We start from the raw sequence: 21,970 nt of genomic DNA, 5'->3' as shown, positions 1-21,970 counted from the left end.
ACTCGAAGGATTTAACCCCTTACCGATCTATTTTTCATATCTTTTGTCGTCAATTACCCTATTGGCGACTTTTTTTGTCCTTGCTAAAAGTATTATAAAGAAGGAAAATTAAATAATAATTAATAAAGAAGGAAGAATGATAAGAGGACTTTTTTCTCATAAAGTAAATTCTAACTAATATTATTAAACTCTAAAGTAAATAGCATCTAGGAGGAACATCATGCGGCGAAAGCTTAAGGGAAAAATGCTACGGGTATCCTTGTTCCTATTAGTTCTCACCTTGATTTTTGGAAATTATTTTGGTACAGCTGCAAAAAACGAAAAAAACCACAAAAACCGAATAACCGTTTATCTGGCCGGAGATTCAACCGTTTCTGACTATTCCAGCTCGTTAGCACCCAGGGCAGGCTGGGGACAGGTCTTAAATCGGTATTTCGATGATAAGATTGTCGTAAAAAATGAGGCCTCATCTGGCAGGAGTTCAAAAAGTTTTATTGATGAAGGGAGACTCAAATCAATCTTAGATCAGATTGAGAAGGGTGATTACCTGTTTATTCAATTTGGTCATAATGATGAAAAAAAAGAGGATCCAACCCGTTATACGGAGCCCTATTCTACCTATAAAAGCTATTTAAAACAATATATTGACGGTGCCCGAGCTAAACAAGCCATTCCTGTTCTAGTGACACCTGTTGAACGCCGGCGTTTTTCTGAAGAAGCAAGAGCGCGTGATACACACGGGGAGTATCCTGCTGCCATGAAGGAGCTTGGAATGGAAGAAAATGTACCTGTCATTGACCTTACTGCCAAAAGCAAGGCATTGTTCCAAGAACTTGGACCAGAAAGAACAAAGGATGTTTTCCTCTGGCTGGATGCTGAAGAGAACAAGAATTATCCGAATGGTGTTCATGATAACACTCATTTTCAGGAGGCTGGTGCTGAGAAGACTGCCAGTCTTGTACTTGAAGGCATAGAGGAATCTATGCTAGTGCCGCTTCGTAATCACATTTTAAAATAAGAAAGAAACATTAAGGAGATATCAATCATGGAAGGAAACAAATTAACTTTTAATTCAATTGGGGAATATATCCAACAATTTCCCCCTGATGTTCAGGAAAAACTTAATACGTTAAGAAAAGTAATAAAAGAATCGGCACCGGATGCAGAAGAAAAGATTAGTTATCAAATGCCTACGTTTGCTTTACGTGGAAATCTGGTGCATTTCGCAGCGTATAAAAATCATATCGGTTTTTACCCAACTTCGAGTGGAATTGCTGCATTTAAGGATGAATTATCGCAATACAAAGGTGCTAAAGGTTCAGTGCAATTTCAAATAGAAAAGCCGCTTCCTTATATATTAATAAGCGAGATTGTCAAATTTAGAGTTGCAGAAAATATGAAGCGAGCTGAGGACAAACTGAAAAAGAAGAAATAATAGCTTTAACTTAAAAATATTTTTGGAACTATCATGTGATAGTTTCTTTTTTTTAATGGCAGGGCTTTCATAAAGAAATCTTCTAATATAAAAGATATAATGGACTTTGTATTTATCCCATTGAGTTTAACAGGAGGTATGCTGCCTGAAAAATAAAAAAATATCCCTACATACAAAAATATTTGGGCTGGTTCTATTACTGGGATTATTGTTGATCCTGCTGCTGACAACATTTTTCAGCTATATGGAAAGTAAAGAAATAGAGGAAAACAAGGGCAGGTTGGCATTGGAAATTTCAAAAACGGTATCATTCATACCGAACATTATCGCTGCGTTTCAAACAAGTGATCCTTCCAAAACCATTCAACCGCTAGCTGAAAAGATTCGCAAAGAAACTGGTGCAGAATTTGTTGTCATAGGAAACAAAGAGGGTACAAGATATTCGCATCCTCAAACATCTTTGATTGGGAAGAAGATGAAGGGGGGAGATAACCAAAGAGCACTTAAAAATGGAGAATATTATGTATCCAAGGCAAAGGGTTCACTCGGGCCATCTATAAGAGGAAAATCTCCTATTATGAATAAAGAGGGAGAAGTGATTGGAATCGTTTCGGTTGGATTTCTTCTTGAAGATGTCCATCAACAAATTATGAATAATGTTACAAAGGTACTTCTTGTTTCCCTGTTCGCCCTTTTGATTTCTCTTTTAGGCAGTATTCTGCTCGGGCGGAATATCCGCAAAGACACGATGGGTCTCGAACCCTATGAAATTGCTGCATTATATAAAGAAAAAAATGCAGTGCTTCATGGAGTGAAAGAAGGGATATTAGCCATAGATAAACATGGATTTATCACGATGATGAACCAACCTGCAAAGAGACTTTTACATATTAATGGCACAGTCCGTAATTTAAAAGTAGATGGGCTGTTTCCTTCTGACTATTTATATGAAGTTTTAAAGTCTGGAAATCCACAAGCAGATAAAGAAATGGTCTGGAAAGATAAAACAGTTATCGTCAATTGTACGCCACTCTTTGATGAGAATGGGGTAAGTAGAGTGGTTGCTTCTTTTCGTGATAAAACAGAAATAGAGCAAATGGTCAACACCATATCGGAAGTAAAAAGATATTCGGAAGATCTTCGTGCACAAACACATGAGTTTACAAATAAATTATATGTCTTATCAGGCCTGTTACAGCTCGGGGAATATGAACAAGCTATAGATATGATTCAAACGGAAACACAGGTATTGCAATTTCAGAATTCTATTGTTTTTAACCATATTAAAGATACAAAAGTACAGGCCATCCTTTTAGGGAAACTGGGAAAAGCCTCAGAAAAGAAAGTAAAGTTTGAGGTTGTATCGGACAGCCAATTAGAGGCACTGCCATCCCATTTTAAGCTATCCAATCTAATAGTGATTCTTGGAAACTTAATAGACAATGCCTTCGAAGCTGTCTATGGTTTCGATTCTCCGACAGTGAAATTTTTCGTTACTGATATAGGCAGCGATATCATTTTTGAGATTGCTGATAATGGGAAGGGACTTACTGAAAAAGAAATTCCGCTTCTATTTGACAGGGGCTATACTTCTAAAAAAGGAGATGAGCCAAGGGGATTTGGCCTATCGAATGCTGAGGAGGCAGTGTTAGAAATGAACGGGATGATTGAGGTGCAAAGTACCCCGGAAAGTGGGACTGTTTTTACAGTTTACCTTCCAAAGGAATACGAGAGGAGACAAACAGTTGACTAGGATAAAAGTAGCCATTGCTGAAGATGATTTTCGAGTTGCCGATATACATGAAAAATTTTTAACAAAGTTTAATGAAATAGATGTTGTTGGTAAATCATTGAATGGTGATCAGACAATTCAAATTCTAACGGATAAAACCCCTGATTTATTGATTCTGGATGTGTATATGCCTGATATGCTGGGATCCGATCTCCTTCCAATTATCCGAGATCGTTTTCCAAGGGTTAGTATTATTATGATCACTGCAGCGACAGATAAAGTTTTTCTAGAAAAAGCATTAAGCTACGGAGTAGAAAATTATTTGATTAAACCTGTAAATAGAGAAAGATTTGACGAAGTCATTTTAGAATATATAAAAAAGCACTCCCTCCTAACTTCCCAACAAGATGTAGACCAGAATTATGTAGACCTCCTTTTCGGAAATAAAAAGATTGAAAAGGTGGGAAGGGGCACGGGATTACCTAAAGGAATTGATGAAATCACACTTGGAAAGGTGAAAAATGCACTTCTGATTAATAACCAAGGCCTTTCAGCTGAAGAAGTGGGAAAGGAAATTGGAGCATCCCGGATTACTGCACGTCGATATTTAGAATATCTATCCTCCATTAAGGAAGCAAAAGCGGAAGTGGTTTATGGTATTGTCGGGAGGCCGGAAAGAAAATATTATCCTGTTTAGTAAGGGTGCCTAAAGGCATCCTTTTTTTATGTGCAAACCATTTAAGGAAACTCCAGTAATCAGATAGGATTCTACCGTGAACAATATGAACAAAATATAGATTAATGTACGATAATAACTTTATTTTGGAAACGTTTTCACCTTAGAATATTTAGATTATTATTAATTTACTAACAAAAGGGGTGGAAGAGATGCTGGCAACTTTAGGATTTTTAATGATTATTATTTTTATGGTATTAATTATGACAAAACGCTTATCCGCAATGATTGCTCTAATGGTGATACCTGCTGTATTTGCATTGATAGGCGGATTCGGAAAAGAAATGGGACCAATGGCGCTTGAAGGTATAAAAAGCGTGGCACCAACAGGAATCATGATTCTATTTGCGATTCTCTTCTTTGGAATCATGATAGATGCAGGGGTTTTTGATCCTATCATTTCAACGATTTTGAAGGTAGTTAAAGGGGATCCCGTAAAAATAGCGATTGGAACAGCAGTTCTTGCGTTAATAATCTCCCTTGATGGTGACGGAACAACTACATATATGATCACCATTTCTGCCATGCTTCCTTTGTATAAACGTATTGGCATGAAACCATTGGTACTTGCAGGAATCGCTGTATCATCTTCAGGTGTTATGAACCTTCTTCCTTGGGGAGGACCAACAGCTAGAGCAATGACAGCATTACATCTAGAGATGGGAGATATTTTTACTCCCGTAATTCCTAGTATGGTGGGGGGAGTGTTGTTTGTATTATTTATGGCCTACTGTCTTGGTAGAAAAGAGCGTAAACGGATAGGTGTTATGGAAATTGATTATAGCACATTGTCTTTGATGGCAGCTACATCTGAGGCTGCTTTCCTTAAACGTCCCAAATTAATTCTTGTAAACTATCTGCTAACTATTCTGCTTTTAGTTGCACTAATCCAAGAAATACTGCCTACAACGGTATTATTTATGATTGGATTTGCAATTGCGATCACCATCAATTATCCAAATCTAAATGAACAAAAAGAACGGATTATGCACTACGCTGATAATGCACTATCAGTTGTGTCAATGGTTTTTGCTGCAGGTATTTTTACAGGTATTCTTTCTGGAACGAAAATGGTTGATGCAATGGCAACTACGATGATCTCTCATATTCCAGATGCTTTGGGCTCCCATTTTGCTATGATTACTGCGATTATCAGTGCACCTTTAACATTTTTTATGTCCAACGATGCATTTTACTACGGAGTTTTGCCATTACTTGCCAAGGCAGGAAGTGTATATGGAATTGATCCGGCTGCAATTGGACGAGCGTCACTCATGGGGATGCCTGTACATTTATTAAGTCCACTCGTACCTTCGACTTACTTATTAGTCGGTATGGTTGGAGAAGATTTCGGAGACCTGCAGAGAGCATTCTTAAAATGGGCCTGTGGATCCACAGCGGCTATGATTTTTGTTGCTATAATTTTGTCCATTTTTCCCTTTTAATTAAAATTTGCTGAATTCTCATGAAAATCATTTAATAATTTGACTGGAGATGAATGATTATGTGGATACTCACTGTCTATTCAGAAGGAAAAATCCCTGCGTTGTTTGAATATAATACAGAAAAAGAAGCTTTAGAATCTTTTAATAAAGTAAAAGGTTGTAAGATTCTCTCAGAGGTTATTTATTATAACGATACTAAAATATCTTAAACTTTCAAGTATATAGGTACTATTAAACAAACTGTGTAACCTCTTTGCTTTGTGGGAAACTCCAACTAAGCAAGGAGGTTTCTTATGTATCAATATGCTGCAGTATAGCAGTCCCGCTGCATTAGGTTTTAATTGGAGGGAAATTTTTGAGTGTTTTACTTCTTATCATATTAAATGTCATTTTACCTGTTTTTTGTCTTATTGGAATTGGTGCGTTTTTACATCGAAAAATTACATTTGATATGAATACATTATCAAAATTAAATAACTTTTTGCTCATGCCTGCTGTAAGTTTTGTCAACATTTATCAGACTAAAATGGAGGGAGAAACAGTCTTAAATATTCTTACTTTTTTAGTAATCCAAAGTCTTTGTCTTATTTTCTTCAGTACCATCATATCTCGATTAGCCAAATTTGATAATAGACTATCTTCGACCTTCAAAAACAGTGTGATACTAAACAATTCTGGGAATTTTGGGTTACCTGTAAGTCAACTTGTATTTCAGCATAATCCACTTGGTTTATCCATCCAAGTGGTGGTTATGATTTATCAAAATCTTCTTACCAATACATATGGGTTGTTTAATTCAATAAGAGTAAATTACAAAGGTTTACTAGCAATGAAAGTATTTATGAAAAATCCAGTTGTTTATGCCTTTTTGTTAGGCTTGGTTTTTAATTCACTTTCTATCAAAATACCAAAATACTTGTGGACTCCGATTGAAAATATTTCAAATGCCTTTGTGGCTGTGGCACTGGTTACGCTCGGTGCACAAAGTGCTTTTTTAAAAATAAATCGATTCTCCATCTCACTTATTCTAAGTCTCTTTGGCCGTTTAATACTTTCTCCCTCCATCGCGATGATCATTATATTACTTTTAAAATTGGATGGAACGACGGCACAGGCTTTATTTATAGCAAGCTCGTTCCCAACTTCAAGAAACAGTGCTCTTTTCGCTTTAGAATACGGAAATCACCCAGAATATGCAGCACAAGTGGTCTTATTGTCTACATTACTAAGCATGATTACTGTGACTACGGTTGTATATTTGTCGACTATTTTATTTTAATACTGTGTAGATTAGTGGAACAGAAGCAGGAAACCTTTATGGCGCCTGCTTCTTTCATCTATAGAGATAACATTAATACATCCAAGTTCGAAATGTCGATTGCACCAGAGTCTCGGATTGCTTTTAATTGATAAATATCTAAGATGTCAATTGTACGGGTTGATATTTGGATCCATTGTTGGCTTTTCCATTTATTCAGTATTTTATTTACCGTAATCCTAGAGGTCCCTATGTAACGGGCAAAAGAAGATTGGTCGATTGAAAAATTACCATTTTCGCTTACTAACTTTAAAAGGAAGTGGGCCATTTGCTGCTCAATAGGCGAATTAAGAAAGGAAATAATTTCTGCAAGAATCCTAAATTTATAGATTAGTGAGTTGGTGAAAATACACGCTGCCTCAGGTTGTTCCTCACAAATCATGAATAAAGCCTCATCAGAAAAAAAATAGATCTCAGATGAACTACTCGAGGTGGCTGTGGTTAAATAGGGTTCATTTTTCACACCGTGCTCCCCAAATAGCATTCCTTCTGGTACATAATTCACCGTCCGTTCCACACCTTCTTGTGAGAGAAGGGTTATCTTTATCCCACCCTTAGATAAGTAGAAAAAACCCTTGCCTTCACTTCCCTGATGGTATACAACTGAATTTTCCTCAATCTCTAGTTTTTTTCCATATTTTAAAAATGGGCTCCACGAATATCGAAGATTTTTCATATTATCACCTTACCAAGAAGCTTTTTTAATTCATCAGGTTTCTTTATTAAAAACTTCTTACCACGAATCTCAATAATTTCCTCAGCTTTCCATTGTTTTATAATCTTATATAAGGTGATTCTCGTTAAGCCTGTGCATTTTGTAAGGTCTTGTTGTGTGAGAGGAACTTCATAATTTTTAAATTCGTAACAAATATTTAGTAGTATCACCGACAGTTGCTGTTCTGGTGTGAGAGAGTCCAAATAAATTTTATCAGCTAATATGTGCATTTTATGAATAACGGTTTTGATAAAAATGTTAAGGATAGAAGGTTGGGCTTTAATTAATTTTTGAAAATTTTCACATGAGAAAAAATAGAGAATAGAGTCATTTACTGCCGTAGCGGTAGTAAAATGTGGCTGTCGGTCCATCGCTTGAACTCCTAATAGCTGCCCTGGAATAGCGATGTTTAACATACGATCTTTTCCAATCGAAGTAGTAGTCGTTACTTTAATTAATCCCTTTTGGATATAATAAAATCCATCCCCGAGCGTCCCTTGCTGGTAAATAGATGATTTCTCCTTGAAGAATTGTCTAGTACCAAACTGCAAGCATGATTCCCAATTAATATCACTGTCAAACAAGATTGCCAACTAATCAACTCCTTAGTGAAATGGATGAAAAAAACAATAAAACTGTAAATCTAGGAAATATGTAAATTAATCAAAATGCTTTGTTCTTAATTGGAGACTCTAGAGGTAATTTTTTGGCAACGCTTACATTTCAACGTAAAAAAAGGTTATTTATGTTAACAACTTAACAACAGTGTAAAAGATTCAGGATATAAAATCAATATTGGGTCATGAATTCGAAATATTCAGCCAAAAGAAAGGAGGGGCAGAGATTGTACACGTAAAGAAATAACAATAGTGACTATTGGAGCAAATTCTAAAAGGGGATGGTTAGATGAACCAGGAAGTACAATCAGTAGCAGCTCAAGATTTATCGAAAAAGAGAATGGTTGAGCAAAATACTACTAATCTTTCATTAAAGAGTATGCCTAAAGCAACATTACTTGTTGTTGTGTTGTGCTGGTTTGCGATGTTAGCAGATGGTTATGATTTGGGGATTTATGGGGCTGTTTTACCATCATTAATGGAATACAAAGACTGGAGTATGACTCCTGCACAGGCAGGAGCGATCGGAAGCTATGCTTTAATGGGAATGCTGATCGGTGCCGTTTGTGTAGGGACAATTACCGATATGATTGGTCGAAAATTGACATTGATCTTTTGTATAGCTGTATTTTCGATATCGATGTGTCTTGTGGCTTTATCTACTTCTCCTGAAATGTTTGGATTGTTTCGTTTATTAGGTGGTCTTGGACTAGGGGGAGTAATACCTACAGCGTCCGCTTTAACAATCGAGTATTCTCCAGTTCAACATCGATCAAAACTTTATGCCATTATGTATACTGGTTATCCAATTGGAGGAGTCCTTGGTGCATTATTTTCAATGTTTCTTTTAGAGGATTATGGATGGAGATTAATGTTTTGGATTGGTGTCACACCACTTTTAGTGATTCCTTTTCTTATAAAATTTCTACCTGAGTCGATTAGTTTCCTTATGGCAAAGAAAAAGTTTGCGGAAGCTAAAAGTATCGCCCAAAAATATCATCTTCCCAATGATTTTATCCAAAGCAATCCAAAGGTTGAAAATAAAGGATCAACGAACAAATTTGCAGCAATCGGAAGTCTCTTTGAACGAAAGAATATTCGGGCAACAATGTTTTTTTGGGTCACCTTCTTTTTGGGTCTGCTTATGATTTATGGTTTGAGTACATGGCTTCCGAAAATGATGAGAGAGGCGGGATATCCACTCGGACCAAGCTTAGGATTTTTACTCATGCTCAATCTATCAGCAGCAATTGGTGCCTTAATAGCCGGAACTGCAGCTGACCGCTGGGGATCCAAAAAGATCATCAGTATTTCCTATTTCTTAGCAGGAGTCTCAATTGCCCTACTTAGTATTAAATCATCGATGTTACTAGTGTATTGCTTAGTGGGAGTTGCAGGGTTTGGGACGATTGGGACAACACTTATTCTCAACGCCTATATTTCCAAATATTTCGAAGCAGAAAATCGGGCCACCGCACTAGGCTGGGCGCTTGGATTTGGTAGGATTGGTGCTATTTCTGGACCTATTCTTATTGGATATTTTATGAGTTCAAATTTGGATTTTTCCATTAATTTTTATCTTTTTGCTGCAGCAGGAGTCCTTGCATCAATCACTATTTTGTTTATCCCTAAAAAAGGGGATATGAAGATCTAGCATATATAAAAAGAAAAGCAGCTCACATCATTTGAATTCAGAATGATGTGAGTTGCTTTATTTATTTTAATAAAATGAAAATTTTATTTTTTTAGAAAAAATGTTAATCAGACTACAATGACTCAAAAAAATCAATTTTATAATGAAAATATGAAATTAAAGGAGGATGTTTTATGGGAATTCGTACAGGAGCACAATATATCGAGGCATTAAAGTCCCGAAATCCAGAAGTTTGGTTATCAGGAAAAAAAGTAAAAAATATCTTTGAAGAGCCAGTTTTTCATCAGCCAATTCTTCAAATTGCAAAGCTTTATGATATGCAGCATGACTCCAAATATCAAGAGGACATTACTCATATTTGTGAAGAAACGGGAGAAAGGATCTCGAATGCATTCTTGGTTCCAAAAAGCTATCAAGATTTACAAGCAAGGAGAAGAACTTTCGAAGAGTTCGCCAAAGCGACCTTTGGTTTAATGGGAAGAACACCTGATTTCTTAAATGTCGTCGTTACATCCATGGCGAGCAATTCAGAGTTCCTGGACAAATACAATCCTGAATGGGGAAAAAACATTCGATCATATTATAAGCATATCCGCGATAATGATTTATTTTTAACCCATGCAATTATTAATCCGCAGAATGACCGCAGCAAATCATCACACGAACAACAGGATATGTTTACCCATCTAGGTGCTGTTAAAGAAACACCTGATGGCTTAATTGTAAGAGGAGCGAAAATGTTAGCTACCCTTGCACCGATTACTGACGAAGTAATTGTTTATTCTTTTCCTGGATTTAAGCCTGGTGATGAGCGCTATGCACTTGCGTTTGCACTACCAATTGAAACTCCAGGTCTTCGCATTATCTGCCGTGAAGCCATGCAGGATGGGACGCGTTCGGTTTATGACCACCCATTAGCATCAAGATTCGAAGAAATGGATGCGGTCTTAGTCTTTAATGATGTTTTAGTACCTTGGGATCGTGTATTCCTGTATAACAATGTTGAAGCAGCAAATTTACTCTATCCGAAAACAGGAATCGCACAGCAGCCAGCCCATCAGTCTGGTGTAAGAGGGTTAATCAAACTACAATTTGCAACCGAAGTGGCTTGTAAAATCGCCGACTCCATCGGTGTTGATGCCTACCTAAATGTACAAAATGATTTAGGAGAATTAGTCCAATCGGTTGAATCGATTAGGGCATTACTCAGAATTTCAGAGTATGAACATGAAGTAACTGCTACTGGGGAAGCGATGCCAGCCTATGCACCACTAGAAACAATTCGAGGATTGCTGCCAAAAATGTACCCACGGGCGATTGAGGTTATGCAAATCATTGGTGCAGGTGGACTATTAATGTCTCCTACAGATGCCGATTTCGAGAATCCTGAATTAAGAGAGGATTTAGAGAAGTATTATCTTGGAAGAGAGGGCGTTTCAGCGGAAGAACGCGTTCATCTCTTTAAGCTAGCATGGGATTTATGCGGTGAGGCATTTGGACAAAGAGTTCTTCAATACGAACGCTATTATACTGGAGATCCAATTCGTAAAAGAGCGATTTTCTATAACAACCACAAAAAGCAGAATTCCTTTGAGCTGGCTGATGAAGCAATGAAAATATTTAATCGAAAAAATGAGGTTACTAGCTTATAAAAGTTAATCGATAGTAAGAGGAGGTGTGAAGGATGCAAACGCTAAAAGATGGAGTTTTGACATTATCTGGTTCGGTGATTGCCATTGGTGCTTTTGATGGAGTCCATAAAGGACATCAAGCTGTGATTAAGCAAGCTGTGGAAAAGAGTAGGGTTTATCAGGTTCCTAGCGTTGTATATACTTTCGACCCGCCTCCTCGAAATTTTTTTAAGGGCGTTCGAATTTTGTCACCAATTCAGGAAAAGGTCAGCAGGATTGCGAAGTTAGGTGTAGATTATGTCATCGTTGCCAGCTTTGATGAATGGTATGCGACCCGGCCACCTGAAGATTTTATTTGTGAATTATCTAAACTTAACCCGGTAGAGATTTCAGTTGGTTCTGATTTTCATTTTGGAAAAAACAGAGCTGGGGATGTAAATCTTTTAGAAAAGTATTTTCATATTAATATCACTCCCCCAGTTTATTGTAAGGGCGGAAAACTTATTTCATCGACAAGAATCCGTCAGTTAATTGCAGAGGGAGATTTCCAGCAGTCATATTCGTTACTTGGAATGTAAACTGGAATAAAGTAAATGAGTTTATGTGATAACTACTCAGCATTAGAAGGGAGTTCACGCTATGAAGTTATTAGGAATTTCAGGCACAATTATTGGAGCAAAGACAAGTATTGTTGTTCAAAAGGTATTAGAGGAAGTCAAGAAACATCATCCTAACATTGAGGTAGAACTGCTAGATTTAAGAGAGTATGATGTTCAATTCTGTGATGGACGAAATCCTTCAAACTATACAGGTGACACGAAGAAAGTTCTCGATATTGTTAATTCTGCTGACTTCTATATTATCGGAACACCGATATTCCAGGGATCTTTATCTGGCCCACTCAAAAATTTGTTTGATTTAATCAATCCTAAGGAGATTCGCAACAAAGTAATCGGTTTTGTTGCAACAGGTGGTACATACCAGCATTACCTTGTGATCGAAAATCAATTGAAGCCGATTGCAGGATTTTTCCGAGCCTTTGTGGCACCAGGCTATGTCTATGTTAATAACGATCACTTTAATGAAGAAAATGAAATCATCGATTCTGAGGTTCTAACAAGAATTACTGCTTTAGCAAAAGAAGTGGTCTTCATGCAGGAGGCATTAAAATCATCAGAGGAAAAATTTGCAACAGTAAATGGATAAGTTTTTGTATTAAAAGTTGAGAGGAGAAGATTTTTATGACAAACTCATTAAAACCAATTAACCTTTGGGGATTTATTGAAGAAAATAAGGATTTACTTAAGCCGCCAGTAAATAATAAGGTTGTTTGGAAGGATTCTGAACTAATGTTCATGGTCCTTGGAGGTCCAAACAAACGACGTGATTTTCATGTGGATCCATCTGAAGAGATATTTTATCAATTAAAAGGTGATTGCTACGTTGAAATTATTAATGCGGAAGGTAAAAGAGAAGTAATTACAGTGAGAGAAGGAGAAGTATTTCATCTCCCTCCAAATGTTCCCCACTCCCCTCATCGGGTCGCTGATACAATCGGGATCGTCATTGAACGTGACAGAGGTGAAGGTGAATTAGAGGATTTTGTTTGGTTCTGTGATGAATGTGATCATGAAATGCACCGCGTTACCGTCCAATTGACAAATATTGAAGTACAGGTAAAAGAAGCGATACATGGATTTAACAGTAATTTAGAGCTCCGGTCTTGTAAGAACTGCGGACATATTATGCCCGAAGAAGCGAGTGAATGGAAATGCGAGTAGATTTTCATACACATATTATCCCTGAAAATTTCCCTGATTTTGCGAAAAAGTACCAAAACGATAAGTGGCCAGTCCTCCAGCCTACCTGCTCTTGCGGTGCTAATATAATGGTAGCTGGGAAGGTTTTTCGAGAAGTGACCGACCAAGTTTGGAGTCCAGAAAAAAGGATTCACGATATGAATGTAGAAAATGTAGATATACAAGTTTTATCGCCAATTCCTGTAACGTTTTCCTATTGGGCACCTACAGAAGAAGCGGTAGCTTTGGCTAGATTTCAAAATGATTTCATCGCTGAAACAGTCGCTCAGCATCCCACCAAGTTTATTGGTTTAGGGACGGTTCCGCTCCAAAATGTTGAAGAAGCGATTCGTGAACTAGACCGCTGTATACATCAACTTGGCTTAAAAGGGATTGAGATTGGCACAAACATTAATGGCAAAAATTTAGACGATGAATCATTAATTGATTTCTTTGCGATGTGTGAGAAATGGAATGTTCCAATATTTGTTCATCCATGGGAAACACTGGGTGGAGATCGTTTTTCCTCCCATAACTTAATGTATACGATTGGAATGCCAAGTGAAACAGCCTTAGCTGCAGCAAGTCTGATCCTAGGTGGTGTCATCGAGAAATTTCCAAATCTTAAAATTTGTTTTTCTCATGGAGGCGGGTCACTTCCTTACATTCTCCCTAGACTTGATCATGGTTGGAATGTTTGGCCGCATTTGCAGCTCACGGAGCATCCTCCAAGTTTTTATGCCAAGAAATTTTTCTATGATTCAATCGTAAATAACCCTGTAAATATTAAATTCTTAGTCGAAAAATTTGGTGCTGAACAAGTCATCATGGGATCGGATTACCCATTCTTACTGCGGGAAACTCCACCAGGGAAGATTATTGATGAGACCTTAACACTAAGCGAAGAACAGAAAAGAGCCATGTTAGGTGAAAATGCACTAAGATTTTTAAATATACCGGTTAATTTATTAATTTAATAGGAAATGAGATGAGAAGATGATAGACAAGGTAATCACCCCAGAAGAGAGATTAGAGGAACTTGGATTAAAGCTTCCAGCACTCCGCCCCGCATCTGGTAATTATGTAAGTTGTGTTCGGACAGGGAATCTTATTTTCACATCAGGACAAGGTACAGATGAATACCGTGGAAAACTTGGTGAGGATGTATCGATTGAAGTAGGCTATCAAGCAGCAAGACAATGTATGCTTAATCTATTAGCAGTGGTCAAGAATGAACTGGGTGACCTTAGCAAAGTGAAAAGGATTGTCAAAATTCTTGGTATGGTCAACAGCTCTCCTGATTTTAAAGACCATCCTAAAGTAATGAATGGATCCTCCGATTTGTTGGTGGAAGTGTTTGGTGAAAAAGGAAGGCATGCGAGATCAGCAGTAGGGATGTCCCAGCTGCCACACAATAACGCTGTTGAGGTTGAGATGATTGTTGAAGTTGAGGATGGTGATCTTGGTGAGTAACGTCCTAGAAAAAAAACTTCAAATTAACGATGCCAAGCTGTTTATTAATGGAGAATATGTAAGCGCTCTTTCAGGAGAAACCTTTGACACTCTTAATCCATCTACCAATCAAAAATTAGCCGCTGTCGCTAGTGCAAGTGAGCAAGATGTAGAAAGAGCGATACAAGTGGCAAAGCGTACCTATGATAGTGGTATTTGGAGTAAAATGCCAGTAGAAGAAAGAGCAAAGATCTTGTGCCGAATGGCGGATCTGGTCATGGAACGAGTCGAGGAGTTAGCGCTAATTGAAACATTAGATGTGGGTAAGCCCATTAGAGAAAGCAGAGATTTTGATATCCCGCGCGCAGCATCAAACTTAAGATTCTTTGCAGAAATGGCAAAATATATCAATCACGAGCATTACGAACAATCCAAGCATATGAGTTATACCAAATACGCTCCTGCAGGTGTAGTAAGCTTAATCATTCCTTGGAATTTACCATTCATGCAAATGACATGGAAAGCTTCCGCTGCGTTAGCCGCAGGTAATACAGTGATTGTTAAGCCAGCATCCTATACACCACTAAGTGCAGTCATGTTAGGTGAAATTGCCAACGAAGCAGGATTACCGCCGGGCGTGTTGAATATACTTACAGGTCCAGGTGGAACAGTAGGAACGGCAATGACCACTCATCCATACGTTCGCAGAATTTCCTTTGTCGGGGAAAGCTCTACTGGGAAAACGGTTATGAGAAATGCAGCATCACAATTAATTCCAGTATCATTAGAATTAGGTGGAAAATCTGCTAATATCGTATTTGAGGATGCTGACTTAGATGAAGCAGTGGCAGGCTCGATTGAAGCAATTTTTAGAAATCAAGGGGAAATCTGTTTAGCAGGTTCTAGATTATTAGTACAAGAATCGGTTTACGATAAATTTCTCGAAAAATTTGTTACAGCAGCAAAGAACATCAAAGTGGGCGATCCATTGGATGAAACTACGGATATGGGTGCGCTTATATCCAAAGGTCACCTAGAAACGGTTGAAAACTATGTGCAAATTGGAATTACTGAAGGTGCGAAACTTGCTGTAGGCGGTAAGCGTGTGGCAGGATTGTCACAAGGAAACTTTTACGAACCTACCGTGCTCTATGATGTAAATAACAAAATGAGAGTCGCACAGGAAGAAATCTTTGGACCGGTATTAGTCGTCATTCCATTTAAAACGGAAGAGGAAGCCATTCAAATTGCCAACGATTCGATTTATGGTTTGGCAGGAGTCGTTTGGTCAAATGATTTAAGACGAGCTCATCGTGTCGCTTCTCAAATCGATTCAGGGTTATTCTGGATCAATTGCTGGTATTATCGGGATTTAAGAACTCCATTTGGAGGATCCAAGGCAAGTGGTATTGGCCGAGAAGGTGGACGTCATAGTTTTGAATTCTACACAGAGGCTAAAACGATTACAATGAAATTATAATATTAAAAGTAAAAGGTGGCTGAATGGCCACTTTTTATCTATTAATATAGAAAAGGAAGGTGTAGGAAAAAATGGGAGTATTAGTAGAAAAGATTGCAAATGAATTAATCGACGCAGAAAATCATCAATATTCTGTCGAACCGCTGACGGAGCGCTTTTCCGAATTGTCTGTAAGCGATGCCTATCAAATCCAACTAGAAGTAATCGGTAAAAAGTTAAAAGCAGGAAATGAAGTGATCGGGAAAAAGGTTGGGCTGACAAGTAAAGCAATGCAGCAAATGCTTGGAGTCGATGAACCTGATTATGGCCACCTATTAGATGATATGAAAATAACTGATGAATCAACAGTGAAAATTGCTGAATTTATCAGTCCGAAGGTTGAAGCGGAAATTGGTTTTATTTTAGAACAAGACTTAGTTGGTCCAAATGTGAATTATCTAGATGTGTTAATGGCTACCAAATATGTAGTACCTACCATCGAGATTATTGACAGCCGTATTTCTGAATGGAAAATCAAATTGATTGATACAGTGGCAGATAATGGCTCGTCAGCGAGAGTAGTAGTTGGGAAAAAGCTGAGCACGATTGAAGGCTTGGATTTGCGAACCCAAGGAATGGTCCTTTATAAAAATGATGAGCTTGTGGCCACAGGATCTGGAACGGCCGCTCTAGGACACCCCGCCCAAGCCGTCGCATGGTTAGCCAATAAATTACATGAATTTGGGATTACACTAAAAGCAGGTGAGTTAATTCTTCCCGGAGCACTTTCTGGTGCGATTGCAGTAAAAGAAGGCGACACGATACTAGCAAATTTTGGCCCATTAGGTAATGTATCTGTAACATTTAAGTAAGTAAGTTTTTTCTCGAATAAAAATTATTAAAAGTGGAGGTTCCATTATGACAATATTGCAGGGAACAGAACAAGAAATCGTAGACTACCTATTAGCTGCAGAAAAGGAAAAGCGGGAAGTCGAAAAAATCACCACTAGTTACCCTGATTTAACATTTGAGCATGCTTATGAAATACAACAAAAATTAATTGAGCAAAAAGAACAGGAGGGGCTTCGCCGAATTGGAGTGAAACTCGGTTTAACAAGTAAGGCAAAGCAAGAGATGATGGGTGTCCATGAAGCAATCTACGGTTATTTAATGAATGATATGCTTGTACCGGAATGGGAACCAGTCCAATTTAGTAGTTTAATTCATCCCAAAGCAGAGCCGGAAATTGCTTTCTTGATTAATGAAGACATCCAAGGAATTAATGTTACAGCCGAAGATATTTTAAAGGTGACGAAATATGTAGCACCAGCGATCGAAATTATTGATAGCCGTTACTTAGACTTCAAGTTTACTCTCGTAGACGTCGTTGCGGATAACTGTTCTTCCTCCAAATTTATAGTAGGGAACAAATGGGTATCGCCGGATGCTCTAAACCTGAAAGAAATTGGCGTATACATGTCTAAGAATTCAGAGGTTGCGACAACTGGGACCAGTGCTGCCGTATTAGGAGATCCAGCTGCTGCTGTTGCATGGGCTGTAAACAAGCTCGGAGAAACAGGAAGGGGATTAAAGAAAGGTGAAATCGTTCTTAGCGGTGCGATAACGGAGGCAATTAGCTTTCAACCCGGTGATACGATTTTGGCACAATTTGCAGATCTAGGAAGTGTCTCATTCTCCTGCAAATCATAGCTTCCCTTCACGCCCTAACTAAAATGACACAAGATTCGAGGAGGAATACGATGCTTTACACTTTAGAGTATGCAAAACAATTGGATCAAGAAGATATACTTAACAGATTTCGAGAAGAATTTTACATAAAGCCGAATTCCATTTATATGGACGGGAATTCATTGGGGCTGCTTTCGAAAAGAGCAGAACGGACGCTGTTGGAGTCCTTAAATGATTGGAAAGAGCATGGAATTGACGGTTGGACGAATGGGAAACACCCTTGGTTCTTTTTATCGGAAAAATTAGGAGAGATGATGGCTCCTCTAGTAGGTGGTTTAGCAAATGAAGTGATTGTAACAGGTTCCACAACTGTCAATTTGCATCAGTTAGTTGCTACATTTTATAAGCCAGAAGGGACAAGGACTAAAATTTTGGCTGACGAATTAACCTTTCCATCAGATATTTATGCACTTCAAAGTCAGCTGCGTATTCATGGATTTGATCCCGATACACATCTTATTCGTGTAAAAAGTCGGGATGGTCGCTTTTTAGAGGAAGAAGATATTATCGAAGCAATGACTGATGAAATTGCGCTTATCATTTTGCCGACAGTACTCTATCGAAGCGGTCAAATCTTGGACATGAAGCGCCTGACAGCGGAAGCAAACAAAAGAGGGATATTAATTGGTTTTGATGGATGTCATTCGATCGGAGCGATTCCTCATTCGTTTACTGAATGGGGCGTTGATTTTGCCTACTGGTGCAATTATAAACATTTAAATGGTGGTCCAGGAAGTGTTGGAGGTTTATATGTGAATTCTAAACATTTTGGAACAGCCCCTGGTCTTGCTGGCTGGTTTGGTTCGAAAAAGGAGAAACAATTTGATATGGAGCACGCTTTAACACCGGCTGATTCAGCAGGAGCCTATCAGATTGGAACACCACATGTGCTTAGTCTCGCCCCTTTACTTGGTGCGTTGGAGATTTTTGCAGAAGCAGGAATTGAAAATATTCGCGCCAAGTCATTAAATATCAATCAATATTTAATGGATTTAATTAACCAAGAGCTGCATGACTTCGGATTCACGATTGGAAATCCTAGCGACGATATCCGTCGGGGTGGTCATGTAAGTTTAGAGCATGAAGAAGCTGCACGTATTTGCAAAGCGTTGAAAGAAAATGGTGTCATACCTGATTTCCGTGCTCCAAACATCATACGTCTTGCGCCAGTTGCACTTTATACCTCGTATACAGAGGTTTGGGAAGTGAACCAAATTCTTAAGAAAATTATGACTGAAAAGCAATATGAAAAGTTTAAGAATGAACGAGAAGTTGTTGCTTAACCTAATGGAACGAGGAGGAATTATATGGCGAACAATAAAGCTCATTTAAAAAATGGAAATGGTTCAGAAAATGGGTTGAAGCGTGAATTAAAAACAAATCAACTTACAATGATAGCCATGGGATGTGCGATTGGAACGGGCCTTTTCCTAGGTAGTGGACTTGCCATTAGTACAGCTGGTCCTAGTGTATTAATCAGTTATGCCATTGGTGCTTTCATTGTCTTACTTTTAATGGGATGTTTATCAGAAATGACTGTTGCCCATCCAACATCAGGGGCGTTTGGTACTATTTCTGAAAAGTATATTAGCCCGTTCGCTGGTTATCTTGTCCGCTATTCCTATTGGATTGCAAACGTACTTGCTGTTGGGGTAGAGGTAAGTGCAATTGCGGTTTATATGAAGTTCTGGTTTCCTGATGTACCTGGGTTTGTTTGGATCTTATTGTTTGCGGCTGTATTGATTTATGTAAATGCAACAAGTGTTAATACATTTGCCACATTTGAGTATTGGTTCTCGATGATCAAAATCAGTGCAATCGTTGGGTTTATACTTCTTGGGGCTTACGTATTCTTTGGAGGCTCGGCTAAGCCAGAAATGGGACCTGAGAACTTTGTCAATGCTGGAGGCTTCCTACCGTTCGGCTGGTGGGGAATGTGGGTGGCTATCTTTATATCTTTATTTAGCTTTCTAGGAACAGAATTGATTGCAGTAACAGCTGGGGAAGCGAAGGATCCTGATGTAGCGGTACCTAAAGCTCTGAAAGCAACTGTCTTCCGTTTATCAACATTTTATATTATTACTCTTGGCATCATGCTAATGATTGTTCCTTGGAAATCAGCAGGAGTGGAAGAAAGTCCTTTCGTAAAGGTTATGGAACTCTTAAATATCCCAGGTGCAAGTGGAATAATGAATTTTATTATTTTAACCGCTGCCCTGTCAGCAATGAACAGTCAGTTATATGCTTCAACTCGGATGATGTTTTCACTATCACGAGGAAATTATGCACCAGCCTTTTTAGGTAAATTAAGTAAACAAGGGGTACCTTTAAGCGCTCTTGCTATATCTACACTCGGTATTTTTCTTGCAGCAGCCGTAAATGCATTATTACCAGAATCGTCTTACGCATTTATGATGGGGATTTCCATGTTTGGTGCGATATTCACGTGGTTTATGGTGTTTGTTTCTCATTTGTTTTTCCGAAAAAAGTGGGAGAAGGCAGGCGGCCGGAAATTGCCAGTTAAAATGCTTGGTTTTCCATATTTGACGATATTAGGAGCGGTGCTTCTACTGAGTTTAATGATCACCACATGGTTTACAGGTTTTAAAATCATGCTTCAATTTGGTATTCCTTGGTTACTGTTTTTATCTGCTGCCTACTTTATTTTTAATAAAAGAAGAAACAATCCTGAAAAGAACGAGTCAGATGCAGTTCTTAACAAAAAGGTAAATTAACGTGTTAAATACTCATAAATAACTTAACTACAATAGAATGATGGAGGTCTAATAGAATGAATTCACAAGAAAAAAACACAAACCCTGGGCTTGAGAAAGAGATTCAAACAGATTTTCAAAAAGCGATGTCATACGGGGATTATCTCCATCTTGATAAAATCTTATCCAGTCAGCATCGGCAGTCCGATCACCATGATGAAATGTTATTTATCGTTATTCATCAAGCCAGTGAATTATGGATGAAATTAATCATTCATGAATTGACAGCGGCAATTAAGTATATACAAAACAACGATTTGGAGCCATCATTCAAAATCCTGTCGCGTGTTTCAAGAATACAACAGCAATTAATTCAGTCTTGGAGTGTTCTTTCTACTTTGACACCTGCTGAATACTTGGAGTTTCGGGATAAATTGGGTCAATCGTCAGGGTTCCAGTCTTACCAGAACCGTTTGATTGAATTTGCTTTAGGCAACAAAAATGCTCATACACTAGCAGTCTATCAACATCAAACAGAGCTATATGAAAAAATGCAAGCGGCCCTTCATCAACCAAGTATTTATGATGCCGCGATACAGGCACTCGTTGCACGCGGATTACCTGTTGATCATGAGGTTCGCCATCGGGATTTGTCTAAAAACTATGAGCCGAATGCAAGCGTCGAAGAAGCATGGCTAACCGTTTATCGAAATGTTGATCAATACTGGGATTTATACGAGTTAGCGGAGAAGTTAGTTGATATTGGCAATCAACAGCAATTATGGCGTTTTAATCACATGAGTACGGTGGAAAGAATCATTGGTCATAAGCAGGGGACAGGTGGGTCGTCTGGTGTGACCTATTTAAAAAGAGTACTAGACCAACAATTTTTCCCAGAGCTTTGGAGTTTAAGAACGAAGTTATAGATTGAAAAGTGAGGGGTACAAAAAACCGCAAAACCTTGATGGGTATTGCGGTTTTTTATTGTTTTTGGTACAAATTCTTCTTAAACCTTAATAGTATATTGGTCATTGCTATTTTGTTATTCTATGGATATATTAACATGTTTAAAGATTGTATAAGATAAGCAATGCACATAGAGGGACCATAAAAGTTTGTGGCGAGATAGAAAAAGGAACAGAATTTGTGGTCAAACTTCGAATATTATATCACTAAAGCTAGTCTAGATTAAGAAGGTGGAAAAGATGAATAAGGAGTTATTTTTTAGAATCGACCAATATATTCAACAAAAAAAATGGAATAAAACAGATTTAGCAAAACACTCAGGCATTTACAAAATCTAGATGCAATCTCAAAAGCACTAGGATTAGACGAAGCTGCTTTATACACTGATTATATTTAAGAATGCTTCAACGAAAATCAGCATTTAGATAAACGGAGCCATACAGTTCTTATATAAATGCGCAGAGGAAGGTTACGAACAACATACTCATTCAATTATAAATGCCTTTTTAGAAGAAAAATCAAAAACGATTCGAAATAAGAACTTGATG

The 21,970-nt window shown here is 38.0% G+C and carries 21 protein-coding genes; 19 read left to right on the top strand and 2 right to left on the bottom strand.

What is annotated here, in order from left to right; all coding sequences use genetic code 11:
- The first annotated feature begins 220 nt into the window (after window positions 1-220).
- From COE25_RS07745 to COE25_RS07720, 6 genes are all read left to right on the top strand, one after another.
- Complete coding sequence (locus COE25_RS07745) at window positions 221-1,018, top strand: rhamnogalacturonan acetylesterase (protein WP_257208726.1); 798 nt, start codon at window positions 221-223, stop codon at window positions 1,016-1,018.
- A 27-nt stretch (window positions 1,019-1,045) separates the two neighbouring features.
- Window positions 1,046-1,435 carry an iron chaperone gene (locus COE25_RS07740; protein WP_098932193.1) on the top strand — a complete coding sequence of 130 codons (390 nt, stop codon included), beginning with the start codon at window positions 1,046-1,048 and terminating at the stop codon, window positions 1,433-1,435.
- Window positions 1,436-1,580: 145 nt separating this feature from the next.
- Window positions 1,581-3,188 (top strand): ATP-binding protein, encoded by a 1,608-nt coding sequence (locus tag COE25_RS07735; protein WP_098932192.1) that lies wholly within the window; start codon window positions 1,581-1,583, stop codon window positions 3,186-3,188.
- A complete protein-coding gene (locus COE25_RS07730; RefSeq protein ID WP_098932191.1) occupies window positions 3,181-3,864 on the top strand; it encodes a response regulator in 684 nt (227 codons plus the stop codon). The genes COE25_RS07735 and COE25_RS07730 overlap by 8 nt, the downstream gene beginning before the upstream one ends.
- A 191-nt stretch (window positions 3,865-4,055) precedes the next feature.
- On the top strand, window positions 4,056-5,348 hold the full coding sequence (locus COE25_RS07725; RefSeq protein WP_098932190.1) for a CitMHS family transporter: 1,293 nt from the start codon (window positions 4,056-4,058) through the stop codon (window positions 5,346-5,348).
- A gap of 355 nt (window positions 5,349-5,703) precedes the next feature.
- Window positions 5,704-6,627, top strand: a complete 924-nt coding sequence (locus COE25_RS07720; protein ID WP_098932189.1) for an AEC family transporter — start codon at window positions 5,704-5,706, stop codon at window positions 6,625-6,627.
- A gap of 58 nt (window positions 6,628-6,685) precedes the next feature.
- On the opposite strand, the gene COE25_RS07715 is transcribed toward COE25_RS07720, so the two are convergent.
- Together COE25_RS07715 and COE25_RS07710 are read right to left on the bottom strand one after the other, a co-directional pair.
- Window positions 6,686-7,342, bottom strand: coding sequence for a Crp/Fnr family transcriptional regulator (locus COE25_RS07715; RefSeq protein WP_098932188.1), 657 nt, complete (start codon window positions 7,340-7,342; stop codon window positions 6,686-6,688).
- Window positions 7,339-7,974 (bottom strand): Crp/Fnr family transcriptional regulator, encoded by a 636-nt coding sequence (locus COE25_RS07710; protein ID WP_098932187.1) that lies wholly within the window; start codon window positions 7,972-7,974, stop codon window positions 7,339-7,341. Before COE25_RS07710 ends, COE25_RS07715 begins: the two co-directional genes overlap by 4 nt.
- Before the next feature lie 364 nt (window positions 7,975-8,338).
- Here COE25_RS07710 and COE25_RS07705 point away from each other — a divergent pair, with 364 nt between their 5' ends.
- The 13 genes from COE25_RS07705 (at window position 8,339) to kynA (ending at window position 21,382) form a co-directional block, all read left to right on the top strand.
- Window positions 8,339-9,652, top strand: coding sequence for an MFS transporter (locus tag COE25_RS07705; protein ID WP_257208740.1), 1,314 nt, complete (start codon window positions 8,339-8,341; stop codon window positions 9,650-9,652).
- A gap of 173 nt (window positions 9,653-9,825) precedes the next feature.
- On the top strand, window positions 9,826-11,304 hold the full coding sequence (locus COE25_RS07700; RefSeq protein WP_098932185.1) for a 4-hydroxyphenylacetate 3-hydroxylase family protein: 1,479 nt from the start codon (window positions 9,826-9,828) through the stop codon (window positions 11,302-11,304).
- Between the two features lie 32 nt (window positions 11,305-11,336).
- A complete protein-coding gene (locus tag COE25_RS07695; RefSeq protein ID WP_098932184.1) occupies window positions 11,337-11,861 on the top strand; it encodes an FAD synthetase family protein in 525 nt (174 codons plus the stop codon).
- Window positions 11,862-11,922: 61 nt separating this feature from the next.
- Window positions 11,923-12,489 carry an NADPH-dependent FMN reductase gene (locus tag COE25_RS07690; protein ID WP_088086753.1) on the top strand — a complete coding sequence of 189 codons (567 nt, stop codon included), beginning with the start codon at window positions 11,923-11,925 and terminating at the stop codon, window positions 12,487-12,489.
- Between the two features lie 35 nt (window positions 12,490-12,524).
- Window positions 12,525-13,064 carry a 3-hydroxyanthranilate 3,4-dioxygenase gene (locus COE25_RS07685; protein WP_098932183.1) on the top strand — a complete coding sequence of 180 codons (540 nt, stop codon included), beginning with the start codon at window positions 12,525-12,527 and terminating at the stop codon, window positions 13,062-13,064.
- Complete coding sequence (locus COE25_RS07680; RefSeq protein WP_180247438.1) at window positions 13,049-14,059, top strand: amidohydrolase family protein; 1,011 nt, start codon at window positions 13,049-13,051, stop codon at window positions 14,057-14,059. Before COE25_RS07685 ends, COE25_RS07680 begins: the two co-directional genes overlap by 16 nt.
- Window positions 14,060-14,081: 22 nt before the next feature.
- Window positions 14,082-14,555, top strand: coding sequence for a RidA family protein (locus tag COE25_RS07675; protein ID WP_179196016.1), 474 nt, complete (start codon window positions 14,082-14,084; stop codon window positions 14,553-14,555).
- On the top strand, window positions 14,548-16,014 hold the full coding sequence (locus COE25_RS07670) for an aldehyde dehydrogenase (protein ID WP_373605342.1): 1,467 nt from the start codon (window positions 14,548-14,550) through the stop codon (window positions 16,012-16,014). Before COE25_RS07675 ends, COE25_RS07670 begins: the two co-directional genes overlap by 8 nt.
- Before the next feature lie 71 nt (window positions 16,015-16,085).
- The gene (locus tag COE25_RS07665) at window positions 16,086-16,865 is read left to right on the top strand and encodes a 2-keto-4-pentenoate hydratase (protein ID WP_098932181.1); all 780 of its coding nucleotides are present in this window, start codon (window positions 16,086-16,088) and stop codon (window positions 16,863-16,865) included.
- A gap of 46 nt (window positions 16,866-16,911) precedes the next feature.
- Entirely contained in the window at window positions 16,912-17,703 is a 792-nt protein-coding gene (locus COE25_RS07660; RefSeq protein ID WP_098932180.1) for a 2-keto-4-pentenoate hydratase, read from the top strand.
- A gap of 50 nt (window positions 17,704-17,753) precedes the next feature.
- Window positions 17,754-19,025, top strand: coding sequence for a kynureninase (gene kynU, locus COE25_RS07655; protein WP_098932179.1), 1,272 nt, complete (start codon window positions 17,754-17,756; stop codon window positions 19,023-19,025).
- Window positions 19,026-19,049: 24 nt separating this feature from the next.
- Window positions 19,050-20,477, top strand: a complete 1,428-nt coding sequence (locus COE25_RS07650; protein WP_098932178.1) for an amino acid permease — start codon at window positions 19,050-19,052, stop codon at window positions 20,475-20,477.
- Between the two features lie 56 nt (window positions 20,478-20,533).
- Window positions 20,534-21,382: a tryptophan 2,3-dioxygenase gene (gene kynA, locus COE25_RS07645; RefSeq protein WP_098932177.1), complete on the top strand. Its 849-nt coding sequence runs from the start codon at window positions 20,534-20,536 to the stop codon at window positions 21,380-21,382.
- The last annotated feature ends 588 nt before the right edge of the window (window positions 21,383-21,970 follow it).

The sequence above is a fragment of the Bacillus sp. AFS031507 genome, assembly GCF_002584635.1.
GTDB lineage: Bacteria > Bacillota > Bacilli > Bacillales > Cytobacillaceae > Neobacillus.
The sequence above is the reverse complement of the archived record's forward strand: the minus strand, read 5'-3'. Positions and strand labels throughout refer to the sequence as shown.